Origin of the sequence: Halococcus hamelinensis 100A6 (assembly GCF_000336675.1) — an archaeon.
Taxonomy (GTDB): Archaea; Halobacteriota; Halobacteria; order Halobacteriales; family Halococcaceae; genus Halococcus; species Halococcus hamelinensis.
Genome location: NZ_AOMB01000033.1, coordinates 154,848 through 172,304, shown reverse-complemented (window position 1 = coordinate 172,304; position 17,457 = coordinate 154,848). Strand labels below are relative to the sequence as shown.

At 54.1% G+C, this 17,457-nt stretch carries 21 protein-coding genes and 3 pseudogenes; 12 read left to right on the top strand and 12 right to left on the bottom strand.

Going from position 1 to position 17,457, the window contains the following annotated elements; all coding sequences use genetic code 11:
• Positions 1-99: 99 nt before the first annotated feature.
• Positions 100-1,755, bottom strand: coding sequence for an NADH-quinone oxidoreductase subunit D (locus tag C447_RS12320; RefSeq protein ID WP_007694340.1), 1,656 nt, complete (start codon positions 1,753-1,755; stop codon positions 100-102).
• A gap of 114 nt (positions 1,756-1,869) precedes the next feature.
• Between C447_RS12320 and C447_RS12315 the strand changes: the two genes are divergently transcribed.
• Together C447_RS12315 and C447_RS17295 are read left to right on the top strand one after the other, a co-directional pair.
• Positions 1,870-2,529, top strand: a complete 660-nt coding sequence (locus C447_RS12315; RefSeq protein ID WP_007694338.1) for a helix-turn-helix domain-containing protein — start codon at positions 1,870-1,872, stop codon at positions 2,527-2,529.
• A gap of 227 nt (positions 2,530-2,756) precedes the next feature.
• A complete protein-coding gene (locus C447_RS17295; protein WP_079255022.1) occupies positions 2,757-3,512 on the top strand; it encodes a CPBP family intramembrane glutamic endopeptidase in 756 nt (251 codons plus the stop codon).
• 817 nt (positions 3,513-4,329) lie between these two features.
• Here C447_RS17295 and C447_RS12310 read toward each other — a convergent pair.
• Together C447_RS12310 and C447_RS12305 are read right to left on the bottom strand one after the other, a co-directional pair.
• Positions 4,330-4,809, bottom strand: a complete 480-nt coding sequence (locus tag C447_RS12310) for a type II toxin-antitoxin system VapC family toxin (protein WP_007694336.1) — start codon at positions 4,807-4,809, stop codon at positions 4,330-4,332.
• Entirely contained in the window at positions 4,806-5,096 is a 291-nt protein-coding gene (locus C447_RS12305) for an AbrB/MazE/SpoVT family DNA-binding domain-containing protein (protein WP_007694335.1), read from the bottom strand. The genes C447_RS12310 and C447_RS12305 overlap by 4 nt, the downstream gene beginning before the upstream one ends.
• Positions 5,097-5,645: 549 nt before the next feature.
• On the opposite strand from C447_RS12305, the gene C447_RS17290 reads away from it, so the two are divergent.
• Complete coding sequence (locus C447_RS17290) at positions 5,646-6,497, top strand: CPBP family intramembrane glutamic endopeptidase (RefSeq protein ID WP_080505379.1); 852 nt, start codon at positions 5,646-5,648, stop codon at positions 6,495-6,497.
• Positions 6,498-6,636: 139 nt separating this feature from the next.
• Positions 6,637-6,883 (top strand): annotated as a pseudogene (locus C447_RS17285) (IS5/IS1182 family transposase); the annotation flags it as partial.
• 57 nt (positions 6,884-6,940) lie between these two features.
• On the opposite strand, the gene C447_RS17280 reads toward C447_RS17285, so the two are convergent.
• Positions 6,941-7,291: a winged helix-turn-helix transcriptional regulator gene (locus C447_RS17280; protein WP_079254993.1), complete on the bottom strand. Its 351-nt coding sequence runs from the start codon at positions 7,289-7,291 to the stop codon at positions 6,941-6,943.
• Positions 7,292-7,462: 171 nt separating this feature from the next.
• On the opposite strand from C447_RS17280, the gene C447_RS17275 reads away from it, so the two are divergent.
• On the top strand, positions 7,463-9,205 hold the full coding sequence (locus C447_RS17275) for a transposase (protein ID WP_007694330.1): 1,743 nt from the start codon (positions 7,463-7,465) through the stop codon (positions 9,203-9,205).
• A 396-nt stretch (positions 9,206-9,601) separates the two neighbouring features.
• Here the strand turns inward: C447_RS17275 and C447_RS17710 are convergent.
• Positions 9,602-10,051: pseudogene (locus C447_RS17710) on the bottom strand (transposase); the annotation flags it as partial.
• A 109-nt stretch (positions 10,052-10,160) separates the two neighbouring features.
• Here C447_RS17710 and C447_RS18635 point away from each other — a divergent pair.
• Entirely contained in the window at positions 10,161-10,631 is a 471-nt protein-coding gene (locus C447_RS18635) for an SHOCT domain-containing protein (RefSeq protein ID WP_007694326.1), read from the top strand.
• A 10-nt stretch (positions 10,632-10,641) separates the two neighbouring features.
• Here the strand turns inward: C447_RS18635 and C447_RS19050 are convergent.
• The 3 genes and pseudogenes from C447_RS19050 to C447_RS17260 form a co-directional block, all read right to left on the bottom strand.
• Positions 10,642-10,812: pseudogene (locus C447_RS19050) on the bottom strand (DUF7692 domain-containing protein); the annotation flags it as partial.
• Positions 10,813-11,133: 321 nt separating this feature from the next.
• Positions 11,134-12,048, bottom strand: a complete 915-nt coding sequence (locus tag C447_RS17265; protein WP_007694322.1) for a glycosyltransferase — start codon at positions 12,046-12,048, stop codon at positions 11,134-11,136.
• Positions 12,049-12,110: 62 nt separating this feature from the next.
• Positions 12,111-12,812 (bottom strand): hypothetical protein, encoded by a 702-nt coding sequence (locus C447_RS17260; RefSeq protein WP_079255020.1) that lies wholly within the window; start codon positions 12,810-12,812, stop codon positions 12,111-12,113.
• 766 nt (positions 12,813-13,578) lie between these two features.
• Here C447_RS17260 and C447_RS12280 point away from each other — a divergent pair.
• The 3 genes from C447_RS12280 to C447_RS12270 are packed head-to-tail and all read left to right on the top strand — an operon-like array spanning position 13,579 to position 14,272.
• Positions 13,579-13,803 (top strand): hypothetical protein, encoded by a 225-nt coding sequence (locus C447_RS12280; protein WP_007694319.1) that lies wholly within the window; start codon positions 13,579-13,581, stop codon positions 13,801-13,803.
• Entirely contained in the window at positions 13,796-14,014 is a 219-nt protein-coding gene (locus C447_RS12275; protein ID WP_007694317.1) for a hypothetical protein, read from the top strand. Before C447_RS12280 ends, C447_RS12275 begins: the two co-directional genes overlap by 8 nt.
• A 39-nt stretch (positions 14,015-14,053) precedes the next feature.
• Positions 14,054-14,272: a hypothetical protein gene (locus C447_RS12270; protein WP_007694315.1), complete on the top strand. Its 219-nt coding sequence runs from the start codon at positions 14,054-14,056 to the stop codon at positions 14,270-14,272.
• A gap of 250 nt (positions 14,273-14,522) precedes the next feature.
• Here C447_RS12270 and C447_RS12260 read toward each other — a convergent pair whose 3' ends face one another.
• Genes C447_RS12260 through C447_RS17705 form a run of 3 tightly spaced genes read right to left on the bottom strand, consistent with a single transcriptional unit; the run spans position 14,523 to position 15,374 of the window.
• Complete coding sequence (locus C447_RS12260) at positions 14,523-14,822, bottom strand: hypothetical protein (protein WP_007694311.1); 300 nt, start codon at positions 14,820-14,822, stop codon at positions 14,523-14,525.
• Positions 14,823-14,877: 55 nt separating this feature from the next.
• A complete protein-coding gene (locus C447_RS12255) occupies positions 14,878-15,180 on the bottom strand; it encodes a hypothetical protein (RefSeq protein WP_237713317.1) in 303 nt (100 codons plus the stop codon).
• Complete coding sequence (locus C447_RS17705; RefSeq protein WP_152416155.1) at positions 15,177-15,374, bottom strand: hypothetical protein; 198 nt, start codon at positions 15,372-15,374, stop codon at positions 15,177-15,179. The genes C447_RS12255 and C447_RS17705 overlap by 4 nt, the downstream gene beginning before the upstream one ends.
• A 433-nt stretch (positions 15,375-15,807) precedes the next feature.
• Between C447_RS17705 and C447_RS12245 the strand changes: the two genes are divergently transcribed.
• Positions 15,808-16,005 (top strand): hypothetical protein, encoded by a 198-nt coding sequence (locus C447_RS12245; protein WP_007694306.1) that lies wholly within the window; start codon positions 15,808-15,810, stop codon positions 16,003-16,005.
• 11 nt (positions 16,006-16,016) lie between these two features.
• Here the strand turns inward: C447_RS12245 and C447_RS12240 are convergent, their stop codons facing one another.
• On the bottom strand, positions 16,017-17,027 hold the full coding sequence (locus C447_RS12240; RefSeq protein ID WP_007694305.1) for a DUF368 domain-containing protein: 1,011 nt from the start codon (positions 17,025-17,027) through the stop codon (positions 16,017-16,019).
• A 25-nt stretch (positions 17,028-17,052) separates the two neighbouring features.
• On the opposite strand from C447_RS12240, the gene C447_RS17965 reads away from it, so the two are divergent.
• Together C447_RS17965 and C447_RS18815 are read left to right on the top strand one after the other, a co-directional pair.
• Positions 17,053-17,229: a hypothetical protein gene (locus tag C447_RS17965; RefSeq protein WP_160162926.1), complete on the top strand. Its 177-nt coding sequence runs from the start codon at positions 17,053-17,055 to the stop codon at positions 17,227-17,229.
• The gene (locus C447_RS18815; protein WP_272942141.1) at positions 17,226-17,348 is read left to right on the top strand and encodes a hypothetical protein; all 123 of its coding nucleotides are present in this window, start codon (positions 17,226-17,228) and stop codon (positions 17,346-17,348) included. Before C447_RS17965 ends, C447_RS18815 begins: the two co-directional genes overlap by 4 nt.
• Positions 17,349-17,457: the final 109 nt, after the last annotated feature.

Genomic DNA, 17,457 nt, shown 5'->3' with positions numbered 1-17,457 from the left:
GAGCTTGCGTTCGGACTTACTTCATACTTCGACTGTACTATCGAGAATATCTTTGATCCTGAAAGTGATTGATGCATAGTCCTCTCTTATTCCATTCTTCTATCGGTCAACTTCACCAAGAACGATATCAAGGCTCGCCAACGACGCGATTAGGTCCGGAACATACCCGCCTATAGCCATCTCCTCTAGTGCATGGAGATTCGAAAAGCACGGACTCCGAATATGAAATCGGGCTGGCTTGTCGGTTCCATCACTCCGAATGTAGATCCCGAGTTCGCCTTTCGCGGCCTCCACTGCACGATAAATCTCGGCATCCTCATCCGGTCGTAGCGTTCGTGGGACGCTTGATTGGATTTCGCGGTTGTTCTCGGGCCAGTCTTCGAGTAGGTCGACACAGTGGTCGATGATACGCGCCGATTGCTCGATCTCCTGTAATCGACAGAGTACGCGGGCGTAGTTATCACCCTCTTCGGCAGTCACCACCTCCCAGTCAAGTTCGGAGTAGTATCCGTATGGATCGTCTCGACGGAGGTCGTAATCCACGCCCGAAGCACGCGCTACCGGGCCAGTACAGCCATACTGCTTTGCCATGTCAGCGCTCAAAACACCCGTATCGACGCACCGGAGCTGAAACAGTTCGTTCGTGGTGAGCAGGTCGTGATACTCATCGAGTTTGTGCGGCAGGTCGTCGAGAAACTCTCGAACCTCTTCGAAGAACTCTGTGCGCGGTTCAGGGAGGTCCCATGCAACCCCACCCAACCGGAGATAGTTGAACATCAGGCGTTGCCCCGTCAAGTCCTCGAAGATACTCTGGACGACCTCCCTATCTCGCAGGGCGTACATGAACGTGGCAGTGAACTCGCCGTAAACATCGAGCGCGAAGGTGCCGATCGCGAGCAGATGGGAGAGAATCCGCGAGAGTTCGCCACTCATCGTCCGAATGAGCTGTGCGTAATCAGGGACCTCGAGACCGGCGAGGTCCTCGGCAGTGCGAGCATACGCCCACTCGTTGAGTATTTGCCCACCAAGGTAGTCCCAGCGGTCGGGATAGGGCATGATCTGGTGGCGATATGTGCTGTTCTGACACATCTGCTCCTCACAGCGGTGAAGATAGCCCGGGTCGGGGTCCAGACCGACTACCTGCTCGCCGCTCAGAATAGTCTCGATATGGAGCACACCGTGGGTTGCAGGATGATGCGGCCCGATGTTCAGATACATCGTATCCGCGCCGTCCTCGCGATGGTCGTCCTCTAGTGGGTTAGCGTGTGATTCGAGCGTGACCACCTGTGGCTCGTCTTGGTCGTAATCGAGACCCATTGGATGGCCTTGCCACGTCTCGGGAAGGAGGATACGACGTAGGTCGGGATGGTTCTCGTACTGGATTCCCACCAGGTCGTAGGCTTCGCGTTCGTGCCAGTCAGCCGTCCGATAGACCGATGCCGCACTCTGACTCACCGGATCGCTCCGTGGGGTCGGAACGATAATACTCACTTCCTCGGTTGGATCGTCGTATTTCTTCAGGTGATAGATGCTTTCGAAGCGGTCCTCGTATTCCTGTGCAGTGACGTTTGAGCAGTGGTCGAAGCCCGCTTCATCCCGCAAGACGCGCAGCGCGTCCTTGATTTCATCAGGGCGGACGACGAATCCCGGCGCATTGCGATGGTCATCGCGGGCGATCGTATAGGATGAGAGGAGGTCCGCGAGCGACGCCTCGACAGCTCCGTTCTGGGTTTCACTGGATGCTTGTGAACTCATTGTGGAATCGTTGGTTCTGATAGCCGAACGATAGCTGGGCGTTGGAAGGCTACTGTCGAGCGCGTTCTGCCTCTCTGGTGAGGGTTGTTTAAACGAGGAGACCGATGCCTTGATATGAAGTATCTCCAGTTACTGCTCGGCCAGAGCGAGGAGATCATTCATCCAATGCACGAATTCGTTGCCGAACACGACGAATACGGCTCCTATCGCCTCCTTCAATGGAATCCCGCTGTCGGTGAGACGAACACGATGATATTCTACGCCGAGGGACCATCCGGTCCGTATGAGTCCGCTCTCGAAGACGTGAGCACGATTTTAGACCACGAGATAGTGCCGGCTGAGGAGAATGCTTTCTATCTCTACGTGCGCGAACGCCTCGACGCGGGAGCACAACGTCTGACCGACGCATTCACGCATGGGAGCCTCGTTGTGATGCCGCCGATCGAATTTCGTAGTGACCGCAGGATAGGACTCACGGTGGTTGGAACGGCTGGCTCCCTTCAGCAGGCACTCGACGAGGCTCCCGCCAGCGTTGACGTTGACGTCCAGCGTGTCGGTCAGTATGATGCCAGCCGAATGAACGCCGCAAACGCTCTCAGCGAACGCCAATCCGAAGCGGTGACGGTTGCACTCGAAATCGGGTACTACGAAACACCTCGTGAAGCCGGAGTCGCTGAGGTCGCTGCCCATCTTGACTGTGCTCCCGGGACAGCGGCCGAACACCTTCGCAAAGCAGAGGCGGCGCTCGTTCATGGGGTCATTAGCAACTCATGATGGACTTCTAAAACCGCGCACTCAGTGAATCGACTTCCAGTGGGGACGTATCTGTTCAGCAACCCTATCTTGACCTATTACTGACATCTCCGCCTACGAATGAACTGAGAGGGTCACTGACAGTCTATTAGCAACTATGTGGCTACTGATATGGGTGGCTAAGAGAGGAGAAAGCGATGACAATCGAGAGAAATATTGTTCGCGAGATAGGACATTTTTGAAAACACATGGTTTCCACCCCGTTCGATACTGTGAAATCCACCACCCAAGAGTATCTCTCTGCATTGCTGGCCGCACTTGGCCTTGTTCTACTGGGATTCTTGCTCTCCTCGCTTTTTCAATATCCACTCATAGCGACGCTTTCATTACTCGACATCCCTGTTGAAAGCGGTGTTGGCAGCGTTGGCGTGACACTCGTACAGGGAGTTGCATTCGTTGTTGTTGTCGTCAGCTACAGTCGCTACGCGGATCATCCGAATCTTCTTGTGACTCGATGGCCTTCGATGTCGAATCTGCAGCGGACGCTCCGAGATATCTGTTGGGTGGTGTTCGGGTTTGCTGGTCTTCTCATATTTTCGAGACTATCCAATCTAATTCTCCAGCAGTTTGGGTTCTCCGTCGGTACCAACCAAATCATCCGTGCTGTTGAGCAATCTCCGACTCTGGCACTCGCGATGGTTCTACTATCCATTCTTGTAGTTGGTCCAAGTGAAGAATTGCTGTTTCGTGGTGGTGCCCAAGGCATTTTTCGGCGCGTTTTCCGACCGATACCAGCAATCATCAGCTCAAGTGCCCTATTTGGTCTCGCTCATGCAACGGCTGTCGTCGCCTCAAGCAGTTCGAGTGGAATCTGGGGATATGTCGTTTCGGCGTTTGTTCTCGGTCTTATCCTAGGTGGTCTTTACGAATACACCAACAACATTCTCATTCCGATAGTGGTCCATGGGGCCTACAACGCACTCGTATTCTTTCAGTACGTCTAACTCTTGACTGGGTGCGTATTCACTCAAGAGTATACTTGGATAAGGACAAGATTAACTTATCCCCCAATTGACCGCTAATCATGTCCAGTGAGAACAGGAGCTTTTTCCAAAGCAATGCGTCTGGCTGGGGTCTCACGGAGGCAGTAGTCGGCCTCTGCTGTCTTATCCCGGCATTCACCACTAATGGTATTGTTGTTACAATGCTCCTTATTGTTATTGGAGTGAGTTTAGTCGGACACGGGGTCTTATCTATCTACAAAAACTCGTATTGACTGAAAGCAGGCAAGGAAATAGCCGGTTATCGGTCTCCGTAGGGAGCTAAAATTCGGGCAATTTCGTCTGCCAGTCATACGACTTCATACAGAAAAGACAGCAGGCTCTCCAAAGGTTTCCACGCTGGAGTTCATCTGCTACCTCATTAGGCAAGGAATTGCGCTCCGGGATGCTCGGAGTTGCAAGTCGAATGTCCATGTTTTCCCTAAGGACACGAACTATCAAAAAGATTTGGTCAACATCGTAATAGAAACAGTGGCACCCTCGATAGGCAAAGAGCCACCATCATCTATTAATGGGTCGTACAGGAGAGGTCAGGGTTTGAGTGTACTGAACGAGATATCGTCTCCGCCATGCATTGAGAGCGCTAGTCTCAACTCCTGCTATGGGGTGGAAGATCAGAGATTCGGAGGATGGATTTCTACAAATCACTCGTTTGCTAACAAGTCTGGAGAGCTAAAACTTCGAACGTGAGTGATCAAACGCTATTGCTATTCAGATGGATTACATAGGAGCCTCATGAACTTGAGGCAGCTGGGAAGGGTTATTTTGCCGGCCGTACAGCAAGATTGGGAAAGTACGACCCGTAGAAGCCCGCATCGAACGTTACCAGCGCCTCTGCATCCATGACAGCATGACCACCGATCAAGAAATCCGCCGCGATGTGCTGTCGCGGTGCAAGCGTATGCTCACACTCGGAGCAGTTCACTACCTGTTTGGTGCCACACTCAGGACACTGGAGACCATCCGGGCGACGGTCACTATACCTGCTAAATGCCTCGCCACTCCGAAATAACGCCTCGGGCGATGGATGTGCGACATCGATACTCAAATCGTCGAGGAAAGTGCTCAATTCCGTGGTAGTTGAGAACTGTCCATCGGCAGCAGTTTCGGCATACACGACTGGAGTGATAACGAGCGGACCTTCTGTGTAGGCGGTGCGGAGTGCTTTTTCAGCCGCGTCAGCGTGATGATCGTCATGGATGAGCGCGAGAAGCGCATTCGTATCGACGGCAATCGTCATCGCTCACCGGCTGTTTCGTCGGTATCTGAAGATGGCGCATCATCGACATCTCTGGGGTATTCTCCACGCAGTCGGCGCATGCGCTCGGGCATGGTTGCCTCGCTGTCGGCAATCCCTCGGTACTTCTCAAACGGATCCGTTCCCTTGTCGGTCGTTGGAGCGTCTTTCTGGATAACGTAGCCGTCGACTGTTTCTTCGAAGATCACTTCGTCGCCGGGTTTGATCCCCATCGCCTCACGGACGGCCTTCGGGATCGTTACTTGGCCCTTGCTCGTGACGGACGGCATGGTCTGTAGTATTACTCAATAGCCATTACTGTATAAGCATTACTCTGATTTCCCGGTGGAGAGTGGTACTGGCGTCTCAGAAGCCCACCTTTCTGATACACCCTCATTAGTACTAAGTACCATACTAACTATAGTACGAACCATCGATGCCGACAACAGCCATCAACAAAGCTGGCGACCGCCACTACAAGACGACCGTCCCTCTCGGATTCGTCGAAGGGTTCGACCTCGACGGCAAACGATTCGAGTGGTCCGTCAAATCTGGCAACCGACTCCACCCCCGACCATCGTCGGCAGCACGTAGGTCGCACCGCGATGAATAAGGACGGCAGCAGTAATCGTCGCTATTGAAATCTATAGTAGGCAGTTACGCGAGAACCCCGATGTCTGTGATTGCGTCAGCGCTCTCATTCCTATCCAGCCAGCCCGGCCCCCGAAGACATGAGGACCTTCCCGCAATGCAGGGACGAACACTGGAATAGTCGCACTATCGCGCCCGACTGCATTCCGTATCGTGATTACTAAACCAATTCTACATCCTCTAATGGTATGGGCGCAAGTGAGCAGCAAGCTGCTGGTTCTCGTTTTAGCCTCTGCCTACGTGCGCTCCTTGTCGGTGGAGCGCTCGTCGGTGTCAGTACTGCCCTCAACGAATTCGTGCTGCCTCCGATTCTCCAGTCGTTATCAGTACCCGTAGCTCCTTCATCGTTCTCTCCCGGCTCGCTCACAGTTTCCCTGCTTGTTGGTTCTGGCCTGACAGTGCTCGTTGCAGTCGTGTTCCTCTCTATTTCTGAACGCGGTCTTGGCTATCTTGATGCCAACNTTTCCCTGCTTGTTGGTTCTGGCCTGACAGTGCTCGTTGCAGTCGTGTTCCTCTCTATTTCTGAACGCGGTCTTGGCTATCTTGATGCCAACACCCCGACACTACGGGGATGTGGTTACATTGTTGGAGGGGTACTGCTGAACCTTGTAGCGTCACTCGGAGTCTCTCTCATTGTCTCAATCTTCGGTCTTCCTGCTGGAGGCAACAGTACGGTCAGTCGCGTTCTTGCGGGCGGAACGGCGACAGCAATAGTGTTCGTCGTATTGGTAGTGCTATTGGTCGGTCCAGCCGAAGAACTGCTTTACCGAAATGTCATCCAGAAACGCCTTTCTGAGGATTTCTCTACATCAGTGGCGCTGTTTCTTGCAGGGGCGCTATTCGCACTCAGTCACGCACCCAATGTCTACGACCCAAATGCTACTGCAATGATTAGTCCACTCCTCAGCAATTGGGCTGCTGGGATCATCTACGGAGGTATCTACATTCGAACTCAAAGTATCGTCCCTGCTATGCTTGCTCATGGATTCTATAATGCGACAGTAGTGGGACTAGTCGTACTCGGAGTCGCTTCGGCTTAGCCGTCGTGGGCAAATTGGTCCTGTAAATCGTCACTTGATTGTCGACAGGGGTGATTAGCTGTCCAAGTTTGGCATCGACCATTGGGTGGGCGCTCGTTCTCGGTGGCCTTGTGTAATACACCGCTTTCACAAGAATGCCCGAAAGCGGCTACGTGAGCTTGAGACTCGTCCACTCATCAAACACTGCGTGTGCGCACCGTACGACCACGCTCACAACGCCCGAATCGACGAAGATATCTACGCACAGCGGTCGATGACCGAAACCGTAAACTCGGCCATGAAACGCTCGCTCGGCTACGTCGTGCGAGCGTGTGACTGGTGGCGAGTTCCGAGAGATCGCTCTGATGTGTACTGTCTACAACATCAAACGCTCCGTCACACAGTAAAATCTACCGCCTTACAGCGATTTAACAGAGCCAAGCAGACCTAGCTCGGTCCGATAATTAGACCGTTGACGGCTCTGTAGATAGTGCTTCATCGATTCGCTGATCGTATTCTGTCCGTAACTCTTGTTGTTTTTCGATGAGTTCTGGGATATCTAGTTGCTGTATTGTTTCAGCCAACTCACGCCCTTTTGGGAGAATAACATACACCCGTCGAGCAGATCCATCGGGATCTTCATCGAGTTGCTCCTCCCACAATCCCTCGACTTTACCCTCTTTTAGTCGATTCGACAACGTGGCCGAGCTGATCTCCGTCTTCGAGTTGATATCCGTAAACCGCTTTTCACCTGCTGCTACTTCGACCAACACCTCCGGTGCCCCAGTACGTTTAATAAATTTACTCTTTACCATAGCATAAATATCTGTTAGTAGGGGCGACAGAAGTATTTTCGGTAAATATGGTAGAGCTTGTTTGTTAATATATCGGAATCTTTTTGATATCTTTGTTGCTTTAGTCTAAAGTGAATTCAATGATAGTATGTATAGTATTGAATCGAATTCGTTCTTGGGCTTGATCGTATCGTGGCTACCTCACAGTCCAGTTCGACGATAATCGATGCCCTCTCTCACCAGACAGAGGATCTCTGCCAGGTTCATAACCATATTACGCAGGTGATTGCCGATCTCGACGTTTCACAAGAGATGCTCTCGGATGGATACTCTCGTCCAAATAAGTCCGATTTCACTTTCGAGTCAGCCATCCTGATGTACCTATACCAGCACGCTCGTGGATTCGACCAGAGTGAACTGCATCGTCGGTTGGCAGGTACTGCGTACGTCTACATCCGTTTCGACCTGCCTCGACCACCCACACAGCAGGCCATTAGCTACATCTGGCGTAACCGATTCTCGCTTGCCGATCGCCGTACGATCAAGGCTACCGCACGGGCGGTACGAGAAATCGCCATCAGCCACGATATTGTCTCCGATGATGAACCACTCCTCGATCCCAGCGATATCGACGCCGCCAAGATTGCTGACGATCACATCATGAGTGCGGTCGAAGCAGCACGCGACCGTGGACTCGACGAATTCGACAGTGAGCGGGCGAGCAACGCCACGTTCGATGACTTAGTGTTTTTCGAGCGGCAGGGGTATCTGAACATAGCCAACCGGGGCACGACAACCCGATCAAGGGGGACAAGCAAACGGTTCGGGCGCATTAGCGACCGGGAGGAGACACCTCACGGCGACACTCACCTCCGTACGATGAAGAAGACTGCCGCTCCACCCGAACAGACCACGCTCGACGACTACGATGACGGTCTGCGGCCGACAGACTGGGAACGAATCCGTGACGAGGTGCTTACCTCCTTTCATCGGGGAATCGAGACGATCCTCGAAGAGGTCAGGGTGAACGGTGGCATCCGCGAGCCGGTCATCGCTGCCATCGATATCACACCATGGCCGGTTTTCTCCTCACCCTACAAGGACGCCGAAGACGTGGCACAGGGCGACGAATCAGTGGTTGTGAACGGCGAGGAACGATACCCGCGAGAGGAGTACCCGGAGATGGTACACGGGCTGAAAGAGCGCCATGAGCACGGGTACGAGATGGCGACAATCACCATCATCGAGGAGGATACACCGATCGTCCTTGGCGTTGAGCCGGTACGTCGAAGATCTGATTGGGAGACGGGAGATACAGGCGATACGTCACAGGCACGTATCGTCAAGCGATTACTGAAACAGGCCGAGCAGCACGTCGATATCCACAAGGTGTTCTGCGACCGCGGATTCGATGCGAACGGTGTCCGAGACGCAATTGACCGCCACAACACGACCTACCTCATCCCGAAACGCAAGTACGCGGCCGAAATTGAGGACGTCGAGGAGTTGGAACGAGAGACTGTAACCGGTGCAGGCGTCGTGCGCAACGTACCGTATAGGTACGAGGGTCGAGTTCACACGGGGAGCATCATGTACGTGCCATCGACGAAAGAAGAGGGTTCCTACGCGGTGTTCACGACCAACCGCGATGTTCCAGTAGAACAAGTTCAGGGATTCGTCACCCAGTACGCGATGCGGTGGGAGATCGAAAACGAATACAAGACGATCAAGAAGCATTTCCTCCCAACAGTTGGGTCGATGGATTACCGAATACGGTTTCTGTACTTCGTGATTGGCGTTGTGATGTACAACGTGTGGCGGTTGACGAATCTCCTATTTCGTGAAGCTGTAGACGTGCATCTTGGGGAGCGATCACCGATTCCGGCTGGTGAGTTCATTGAGATCCTCGCGTTCTGCATCGTGCCGGGTGACTGATGAGGACACAGCCGTTCTCGCGCTTATCGTATCCTCGATAGCTGCGGGACGCGCTCTTAGGTTCTGATTTCGTCAATCCATTTCGGCTTAGTGGTAGGTTTTTGCCGGTCGGCGAGATACAATCGACGGAGCCACTTCTATCGTCCCCGAGAACGGTCACTGTTCGTCGGTTTCGCTTGTAGAATCAGTCATCCTCCGAAGTTCTGGATGTTGAGACTACAGTGGGTATAGACCGGCTGTGATGCACGATATCAGAGGAATAGTGGACTGAAATTGCCATCAAATCAAGGTCTGAGATCGGGTTCGTGATGATAATATGAAGAGAGAAACGGCTGAGAGACGTGCTGAATAGAGCTATCGCTCAGGGCTGCGGCTTTCGACCCGATTATTGGGTGACTACCCAACGCCTGTCCGATTCTGCAACAGCGTGAGTGTGTTCTGGGCCGTCACTATTGGTGAGTTCTCGTACTCGTCGGTCAGAGCGACCTGTACGAGGAGATCAACCGCCCGCCAAATCGAGTACAACAGGCACGCGAACGCGAAATAGAAGAACCGTAGTACGAAATCCTTCGAGGTAGTCGCAGCCATGAACCGTTTGATGCTCTTGTAGCCGCTCTCGATTTCCCAGCGGTAACTGTACTCACGAACTGCTCTGGCTGGGGCGTTCGTCAGGAACACTGCGTACTGTCCGTAGTCGGTCCGGTCTGAATTCGGATTGCGCTTCTAGACGAACGTGGTCTCATGCCACTCGTTCTTGCCGAGATGGAGCTTCCGATCGGCGGCATAGTAGTCCTGACCGCGCTGGAGGAGGCGCTTCGCTTGGGTCTTCTCACTTGTGTATATCTGCCAGCCCCCAAGGCCTCTACCGAGGGTCGTGAGGGACCATCTGTAGATTCAGTGCGTGATTGTGTTTCTGACCGTCAATTTGATTACAGATGGCAAATAACTCCCATCTATGACTGTATCGAAAGAAAAAGCGAAAGAACTCTCAGCAGGAGTATGGGCAGTCTCTTTCGCCTTTTTCTTTTTCGGCTTTTTTCTTTTAAATGAATTAGCTGCTTCTGGAGTAGCTTTCTCTATCCTATTTTTCAGTGTCTTCATTATTTCTCCTGCTCTGGCGGTTTACGCTTATCTCCGTGTCACTGACGCCGACGAGGACGACGTTTGGCACTCACTCATTGATTCTGGCAAATCTAATGATAATGGCGGGCCAGTAAGTGACGATCAACTCGAAATCACTATGGTTGACACGGGAAGAGACGACGACCCTGATCCAGATAGCCTTGACACTCTTCGAGAACGCTACGCGACCGGCGAACTCACCGACGAGCAGTTTGAGCATAAGGTGGACCAACTTCTTCAGACAAATTCTCCAGAGCATGCGGCTGAGTGGCGTGACCGTCGGCGTGAAACTCTGAAAGAGTAGCATACTGGTCTTATTCTATATCGACACCAGTTATTGTCTGATACTGGGTCGTGACGTTCGAGGCCGAGAGAAGCTCGGCGAGATCTTCGGTCATGTCGGGATGGTCAGCAGCGCGCTCAAGGTTTTGCAGCATCTGAGTGGAAAATTCACAGGCAGCGTCGATACCGCCGCTCTTGGTGCCGACACCGAAGCGTTTGGTAGTCTCGTTGTTTAGAGCGGTGTATCAGTCGTACTCGCCGTCGGTGCGAATCCGATATCTCATCGCACACGGGGGTCAAAAAGCGTGTCTGAGTGGGTGACTCACATCAGATCAGCATATAGAGAACCCAGGAGACGCACGGTCGTGGCTCAGCTCAGTGTGAACGAGTTGGCATTGGACGCGAAATCTTGCACACGGTTTCGTCAATTCTGTGTACAAATGAGGATCGGCGTTCTCGGTTCGCGCAACCCCGTATTTTTGTGACCCGTGGATAGCCCTTGCTCGGGCAGGTTGGATCAAGTCTTAATCTTCTACCTCAACCTTGAATTTGCCTCGCCAACGGTACCGTCGGCCTCCCCAAACAAATGTATCCCTCCAGAGGCCATACGCGAACAGCGGAACTTGGAGGAGAGCTGCAGGATACGCAAGTAAGAACGTCCACCGCCTTACACCGAGATAGGCATAGATGCCCGCATAAATCCCCGTCAAGCAAACCGCAGCCAATAGTGGACTTGCTACGCAGAAAACCGCCACCAGTGTTGAGACGACGAGAAGACTGAGCATATTTCGTCGGTCGTGGTGCCAGACTAATTGTGTAAATCTCGTGTGACGCTCAAGCGACGCTCGGATCGTTCCTCCGATCTCTACCTGCCGTACTCTTCGAACCACAGTAAAGTCAAGGTGTTCCGAAAGCAGTCCATCGTCACTGACAGTCTGCCGTAATTCTTCGATGAAGTGTTCTATATCGACATCTGAGCGATTAAACATCAGTGCACCTGCCCACGATTGCCCTTCTAAAAGTGGAATAAGAGAACCGCCCGCTGCATAAACTGGTTCGAGGAGAATCGAAAGAGCATCTTGGCCAACGAAGAAAGCTACCTCCGAAACAGGTCCATGAGTGTTGTAATCCGCATGTAGCTCATCTAACCATCTCGGTGGATGAACGAAATCGTCGTCCGTCCAGACAATTCGGTCGTTGGAAGCCGCTTCCATTCCCGCTGCAATAGCGTTCGCTTTGCCAGAGCACCCAACTGGCGCACCAGCTACGATGAGGTCGGCCGAAGAAGGTATCTCCCGATTCGCGATCGGGTCATCAGTGGTGTCACAAACAATGAGCAATTCATCCATCTTGCTCAACTGATCCAATACTTCTGTGCATGCGGACTGCCACTCGATCGTGGGCATGATCACACTCACTGGCGAATTAGTCCTGTCCATGATAGTGTAGTGCTCAATTAATGAATCTTAGTTTCGCAATACTATATATGCAAGTTTTCCAGTTAGTCCAGTGCTTCAAATGCGGCCCGTAGCTGTGCCCTACCACTTGTTAGTAGGGCTGCTGGGAAACGTCGCCGTGCATTGCTGAGTGCGTCAGTCAGTGCCGTTTCAGCGTTCTCAAGGATGCCATTTCCATGACCGACAAGAATACGCTCCGGATTCGTCCCGAGAAGGTAACTCTGCGGCGGGAATGGCCGACAGAGGAGATACACACCGATTCGTTCCGCACCAACGGTGTACAGCGGTGCGGTTCCGAGTGTTTCGGGGATGTAGAGTGTTTGATCCGATTCGCGGTACGCAAATGCTTCTGACCACCCAGGGAACGGGACGAATCGCTGGATAGCAAATCCAGAGTCGCCAAACGACCACGTACAGCGTTCAACTGGGGCTGTGATACGCTCAACAACCCGGTCCATCCACTGCGGAACATGGACCGAAACACCATGTCGCTCGGCGATAGCACTCGCATCTCGGGAGTGATAGGCAGAGAGTATCGCAACCCCCGTAACCTCACCGAACTCCGCGAGGAGATCGTCTATACCCGGTGCATCAAGCGGGTCTATCGCCCAAACTCCGTCATTGCCACAGATCGCATGGCTTGCTCTCCGTCCATCTTCATCCGGATGAGCAATCCAGCCAACACCTGCCTCGAACCGGTCGATAGGCTGGAATGTAGGTGACTCACCCCGCGCGTATGTAGACATGACTTGACCGAGAATGACTCGCGTGTAAATGGTTCCGGTCACTTATTTGGCCTCCTGAAAAGTTGGTTAGTCAGTTTCATATGATCAGCGACATAATTATTAGAGAAGTATCTGAATACCGAACGTGAGTGGAACGATAGTATGGATTTTCACCGCTATCGTGACAAGTCAGCGTGTCGGGTAGAGTGTATTTCATTCACACTGGGGTAGCCTACAAAATCAACAAAGATTGATACGTTGAGGGGAAGAAGATTAGACTATGGCGACTGCTAAGAATCCTCCACTCGATTTACGTCGAGCTGATTTCCTCGCACTCATAAATGCGATTGTCGGATGTGGCTTTCTTTTCGTCAGTGCTTGGATGTTTCTTTCAAATGGCGTCTCCATCTCGGTCGTAGCCGAGGCATTAGCAGGCTCGTTGATGATTCTCGGGGCGACCTATACGCACCTCAAACCCGAAGCGACCACTCACGGGACGCAGCTGGCACCTCGGACATGGTACGAGCTTACTGGAGTGATTGTTGCTAGCTTTCTTCTCTTAATAGCCGGTGTGAGCATCTTATCCGCTACAATTGGACTGCCCTAACAAGTCCCGGCGAGCCTCGATGTCCGGGCGGATCACAGCCAGACTCAACTACCACTCCCTCCGGCTTCGGGATACCACCGTCGCCCAACTCGACGCCGGGACGACCAGGGAGACGTTCGCGGGGTGCAAACCTGAGAACAAAGACTATAATCCGCTCAGCAGTCCCCTTTAGGGAAAGACATGACGACCGCCACGGAGAGAAGCGTGCCCGATCGTCCGCTAGTCTACGGAGCGCTCATGTTCACCATCTGGTTAGCCGTTCAGACCGCCGCGGCATGGTACTCCGGCGACCCGATCGAGTGGCTCGTGATCCTCCCCGGTGGAGTCGCAGCCGGTATCGTCCCGCTGCTATGGAAAACGTACCACCGGCGGATGTCGAGTTCCGAGAACCAAACCCATGAGTGAGGTTTTGAGTCGGATCGATCAGGAGAGCCCGTGGCTGTTGGGTTCGTTAGTGTTTGTGACGTGGATACTCACGGCAGCTCTCTTTGGCATGGTCTTCGGCGATACTCTCGCCGAAGCGATCGACGTCTCGACGGTCGTCGGCGCGCTCGCGTTCGCGACGGTGGTCATCTACTCCAAGTGGCGTCCCAATCGCCGCTCAACGGCCAATTGAGCACGTGGATTTTTCATCGGTCTCCGAGAACACAAGAGTATGAGCACACTCGCGGGCCGGATCGAGTGGCAAAGCCCGTGGTTGCACGGCGCGATAGGATTCTTTACGTGGGTTCTCGCACAGCCGCTCGCGGGTGTACTGTTTTGGGATGGGGCCGCAGGCACTATCGACATAGCGACGATCGTCGTCGGACTCATTGCCGGCATTGTAGCCGCCGGCTATCATCTAATCCTCACTAGACACGAGTATCCGAGTTAGTCTTTCTATGATGGAATCATCCAATAGCGAGCGGCTACCGGGTCTCGATCCGGAGTCTAGCAATCCGGTCGTTTACGTCGGAGCGTGGGTCGTCTTCTGGGCGGCCATGCACGTCGTCGTCTTTTTCTTCGCGGGTGGCGACCTTTGGGTCGCTCTGCTGGGTGGTGCGGGTGCAGGGCCGATCCTCTCGCTCCTGTCGCTCTCCCTTCATCGGTAGTCACGAGACGAACGTGCGGACGCCTGCGAGAGCTCACGCCAACGCGAGAATCTGCTGGAGAGAAGCGCCGACCACCACGACCGCACAGACAACGAGAAAGCCGAGCTGGTAGCCGCTCGTCGAGACATCCGTTGAGTCGGGGTGACGGACGGCCCACGCCATGCCGAGTATCATCGACAGACCAGCGAGGATCATGAGCCAGTGGAAGAAGTAGCCCACCCCAGCGAGGAGACTCACCGTGCTGCTCATCAAGACCGCGAGCCCGGTCAACCCTGTAAGCCCTGCCCAGAGGTAGAGTGGTTCGATCGGCAATCGTTCGACGACAGTCGCCATACTTCGGGTTTGTCGGCCATCCCACAAGAATCCTGGTGACGAACGCTCTCGACGCCTACAGGCTGATCAGGCCAGATCCACTCGCATACGACACCAGCAGGACGAGCGCGAAGAAATACTGGAGAACGATCCAGTAGTCCGCTACCGAGTCGTCGTCGGAGGAGGTCGTGTAGAGCTTGTGGGCGGAAATCACGAGGAACAACACCCCAAACACGGGGATCATCCACCCGTGCGCCGGTTCGGTGTTCGTCAGCAGTGCCACGACGCCGGCGAGCGTATAGACTACGCCGACGAGCAAAATCGGGAACAGCCCGAGATAGAGTCGAGGGACAGGCAGGTGGTCGATCGTCTCGCTCACGCTGACCACCAGTGCCAGAGCCTCCCAAGAACGAGGTCGGCAACGAGCTCGAAGACGAAATACAACGGCACACCGATCAGGAGGAGTGTCCACTGGATGCCCCCATCCGAGATCGCTGTCATGGTGAATAGGACCACACCGAGGAATAGGGCATTGAGCACTCGTCGTTGCAACGATTTCCCTACGGGTTCCATATCCAGCGGTTGTTCGCACTGGAATATATATCCCGGTGGATGATATGGGAGGAAAGCAGGAATAGGCTGGCCACTACGTGAGAACTCGCCCCTCAGTCCACTGTCGGCATTTCTTCGAGCGACGATGCATCCGCTCGATAGCGAGAACGAGTCGGAAGAAGTACACTATCCAGACGAAGACGACCACCCATACGCCGAGTAGTAGCTGGCCGGCGATCAGGAACGAGTACAACAGAACGACGACACTCAGAAACGTCAAAGCGGGTTGGATGACTGATTTCCTCCGAGAGCGGTTCGCTATACACTATCCTCCTGAATAGAGCAAGCTTGTAATTATCGGCCGTATCGTACCGATGCACGGCATCTACCCCTCAGAGCGACTATCCCGACAGGCTTCGAGGGCTATATCCCACAACCGGGAGAGACCAAATCCATGCAGAGCGAGGCAGTACGCGACCTCAAGTGGATGGTTCTCGGTGCGGCGTTCACGACCACCGGTAGTGCGTTCTACGCCGCTTCGACACCCGCCTCGGAAATGATCCGAACCCTCGGATTCCCGTTTTTTATTGTGGGACTGGTCGCGCTCGTTGCAGGGTTCGTCGGCGAGCCGCCGAGTCGCTGGATTCGATAGTCGAGGAGCGGCTACAGTCGATCGAAGTCGATGTCGATCGCATACCAGTCGAGGACGAGCACTAATAGACCACCAACGAGCGCCAGCCCGACGAACACACCGATCGTTTCGGGTGTCCACACTACTGTCTCGTTGCCGGAGAGTTCTGCGATCGGTGCGCGAAGTGCTCCGATCACCAGTGCAACGAGAAACGCCAGCGTGGCTTCCCGATAGCTATCGAGCAATCGGCGAATCACACGAGCAACGGTGAACAGTCCAACCAACCCACCAATCAGAAACACGACCACCTCACGACCGGGAGCTACGATAGCCTCGAAATCACCGCCAGTGAGCAGGCCGGTCACACCGTCCAAGAAGTCGTTGAGCGAGGCGTACATACGAACGTACTGTCCAAGAATGATCAACAGGAGCGAGCCCGAAATACCGGGAAGAATCATTGCGCTCACTGCGACCGCCCCTGCCACGAAAACGATCACGATACCGCTATTGGCAAGCAATTGAACCCCACCGGAGAGAACGAACGCGAGGGTGAATCCAACGAGTGCAGTGAGCCATCTGCCCGCCGTCCCCATCGAAAGCTCTCGCCACAGGATCAGCGCGGAGGCGGCGATCAATCCGAAGAAAAACCCAAAGAGCACGACCGGCGCTTCGGCTTGTGCGTACTCGATAACTCGACCGACGAGCACCACGGCGGTCCCGATGCCAGCGAGTAGACTCACCACGAACATGGCATCGAACTCGTTGAGGATCGAGCCGGGCCGTTCTTCGGTTCCGAGCGAGCCAAATGGGATGAGTGCGCGAAGCAAGTCGGCCACTCGACTCGGCGTTATCGCATTCACAGCAGCGATGAGCCGGCCGTAGATACCTGCGATAAGCGCCACCGTCCCACCAGAGATCCCGGGGACAGCATCCGCGCTTCCCATAAGAAGACCGACACCAAATATTCTGAGCGATTCCCGAAACGAAACCCCGGAGTCCACCCGAGTCGAGAGCGTCGAGGAGGCGTCTTCGGACGGAGCCATTGTTCTCCTGTTCTGTCGGTGAAATATGCTCCTTCTGGTTTCATTGCTCCTATGCTACGTGCTGGTGACCGAAACCATCGCCGTGAACCCGATTTTAGTGAATGGCCAGCACCTCTCGGCGAAGGCGAACGTGACGACCTTTGGCGACGGCTCGGATGGGGAACCCAAGGTCGATGACGAGGACGCGGAGGCTGAAGCATGAATCCCGAATCCGGCAAACATCGAGGACTGGCGCTCTCGGAGAACAGCGTACTCGGGGCCGCCGGGTTCGTCGTGCTCTTGCCCGTGTTCGCGCTCGCTGGTCTTGGAGAGCTGGGGTGAGCTCTCGCTCGGGGTTGCTATCGTGGCCACGCTCGCGGTGCTCACCGCAATGGGCTATCTCACCCCCCGGCCATAGCCCACGCGAAGTCAAGATACGTTTTTATTCTCG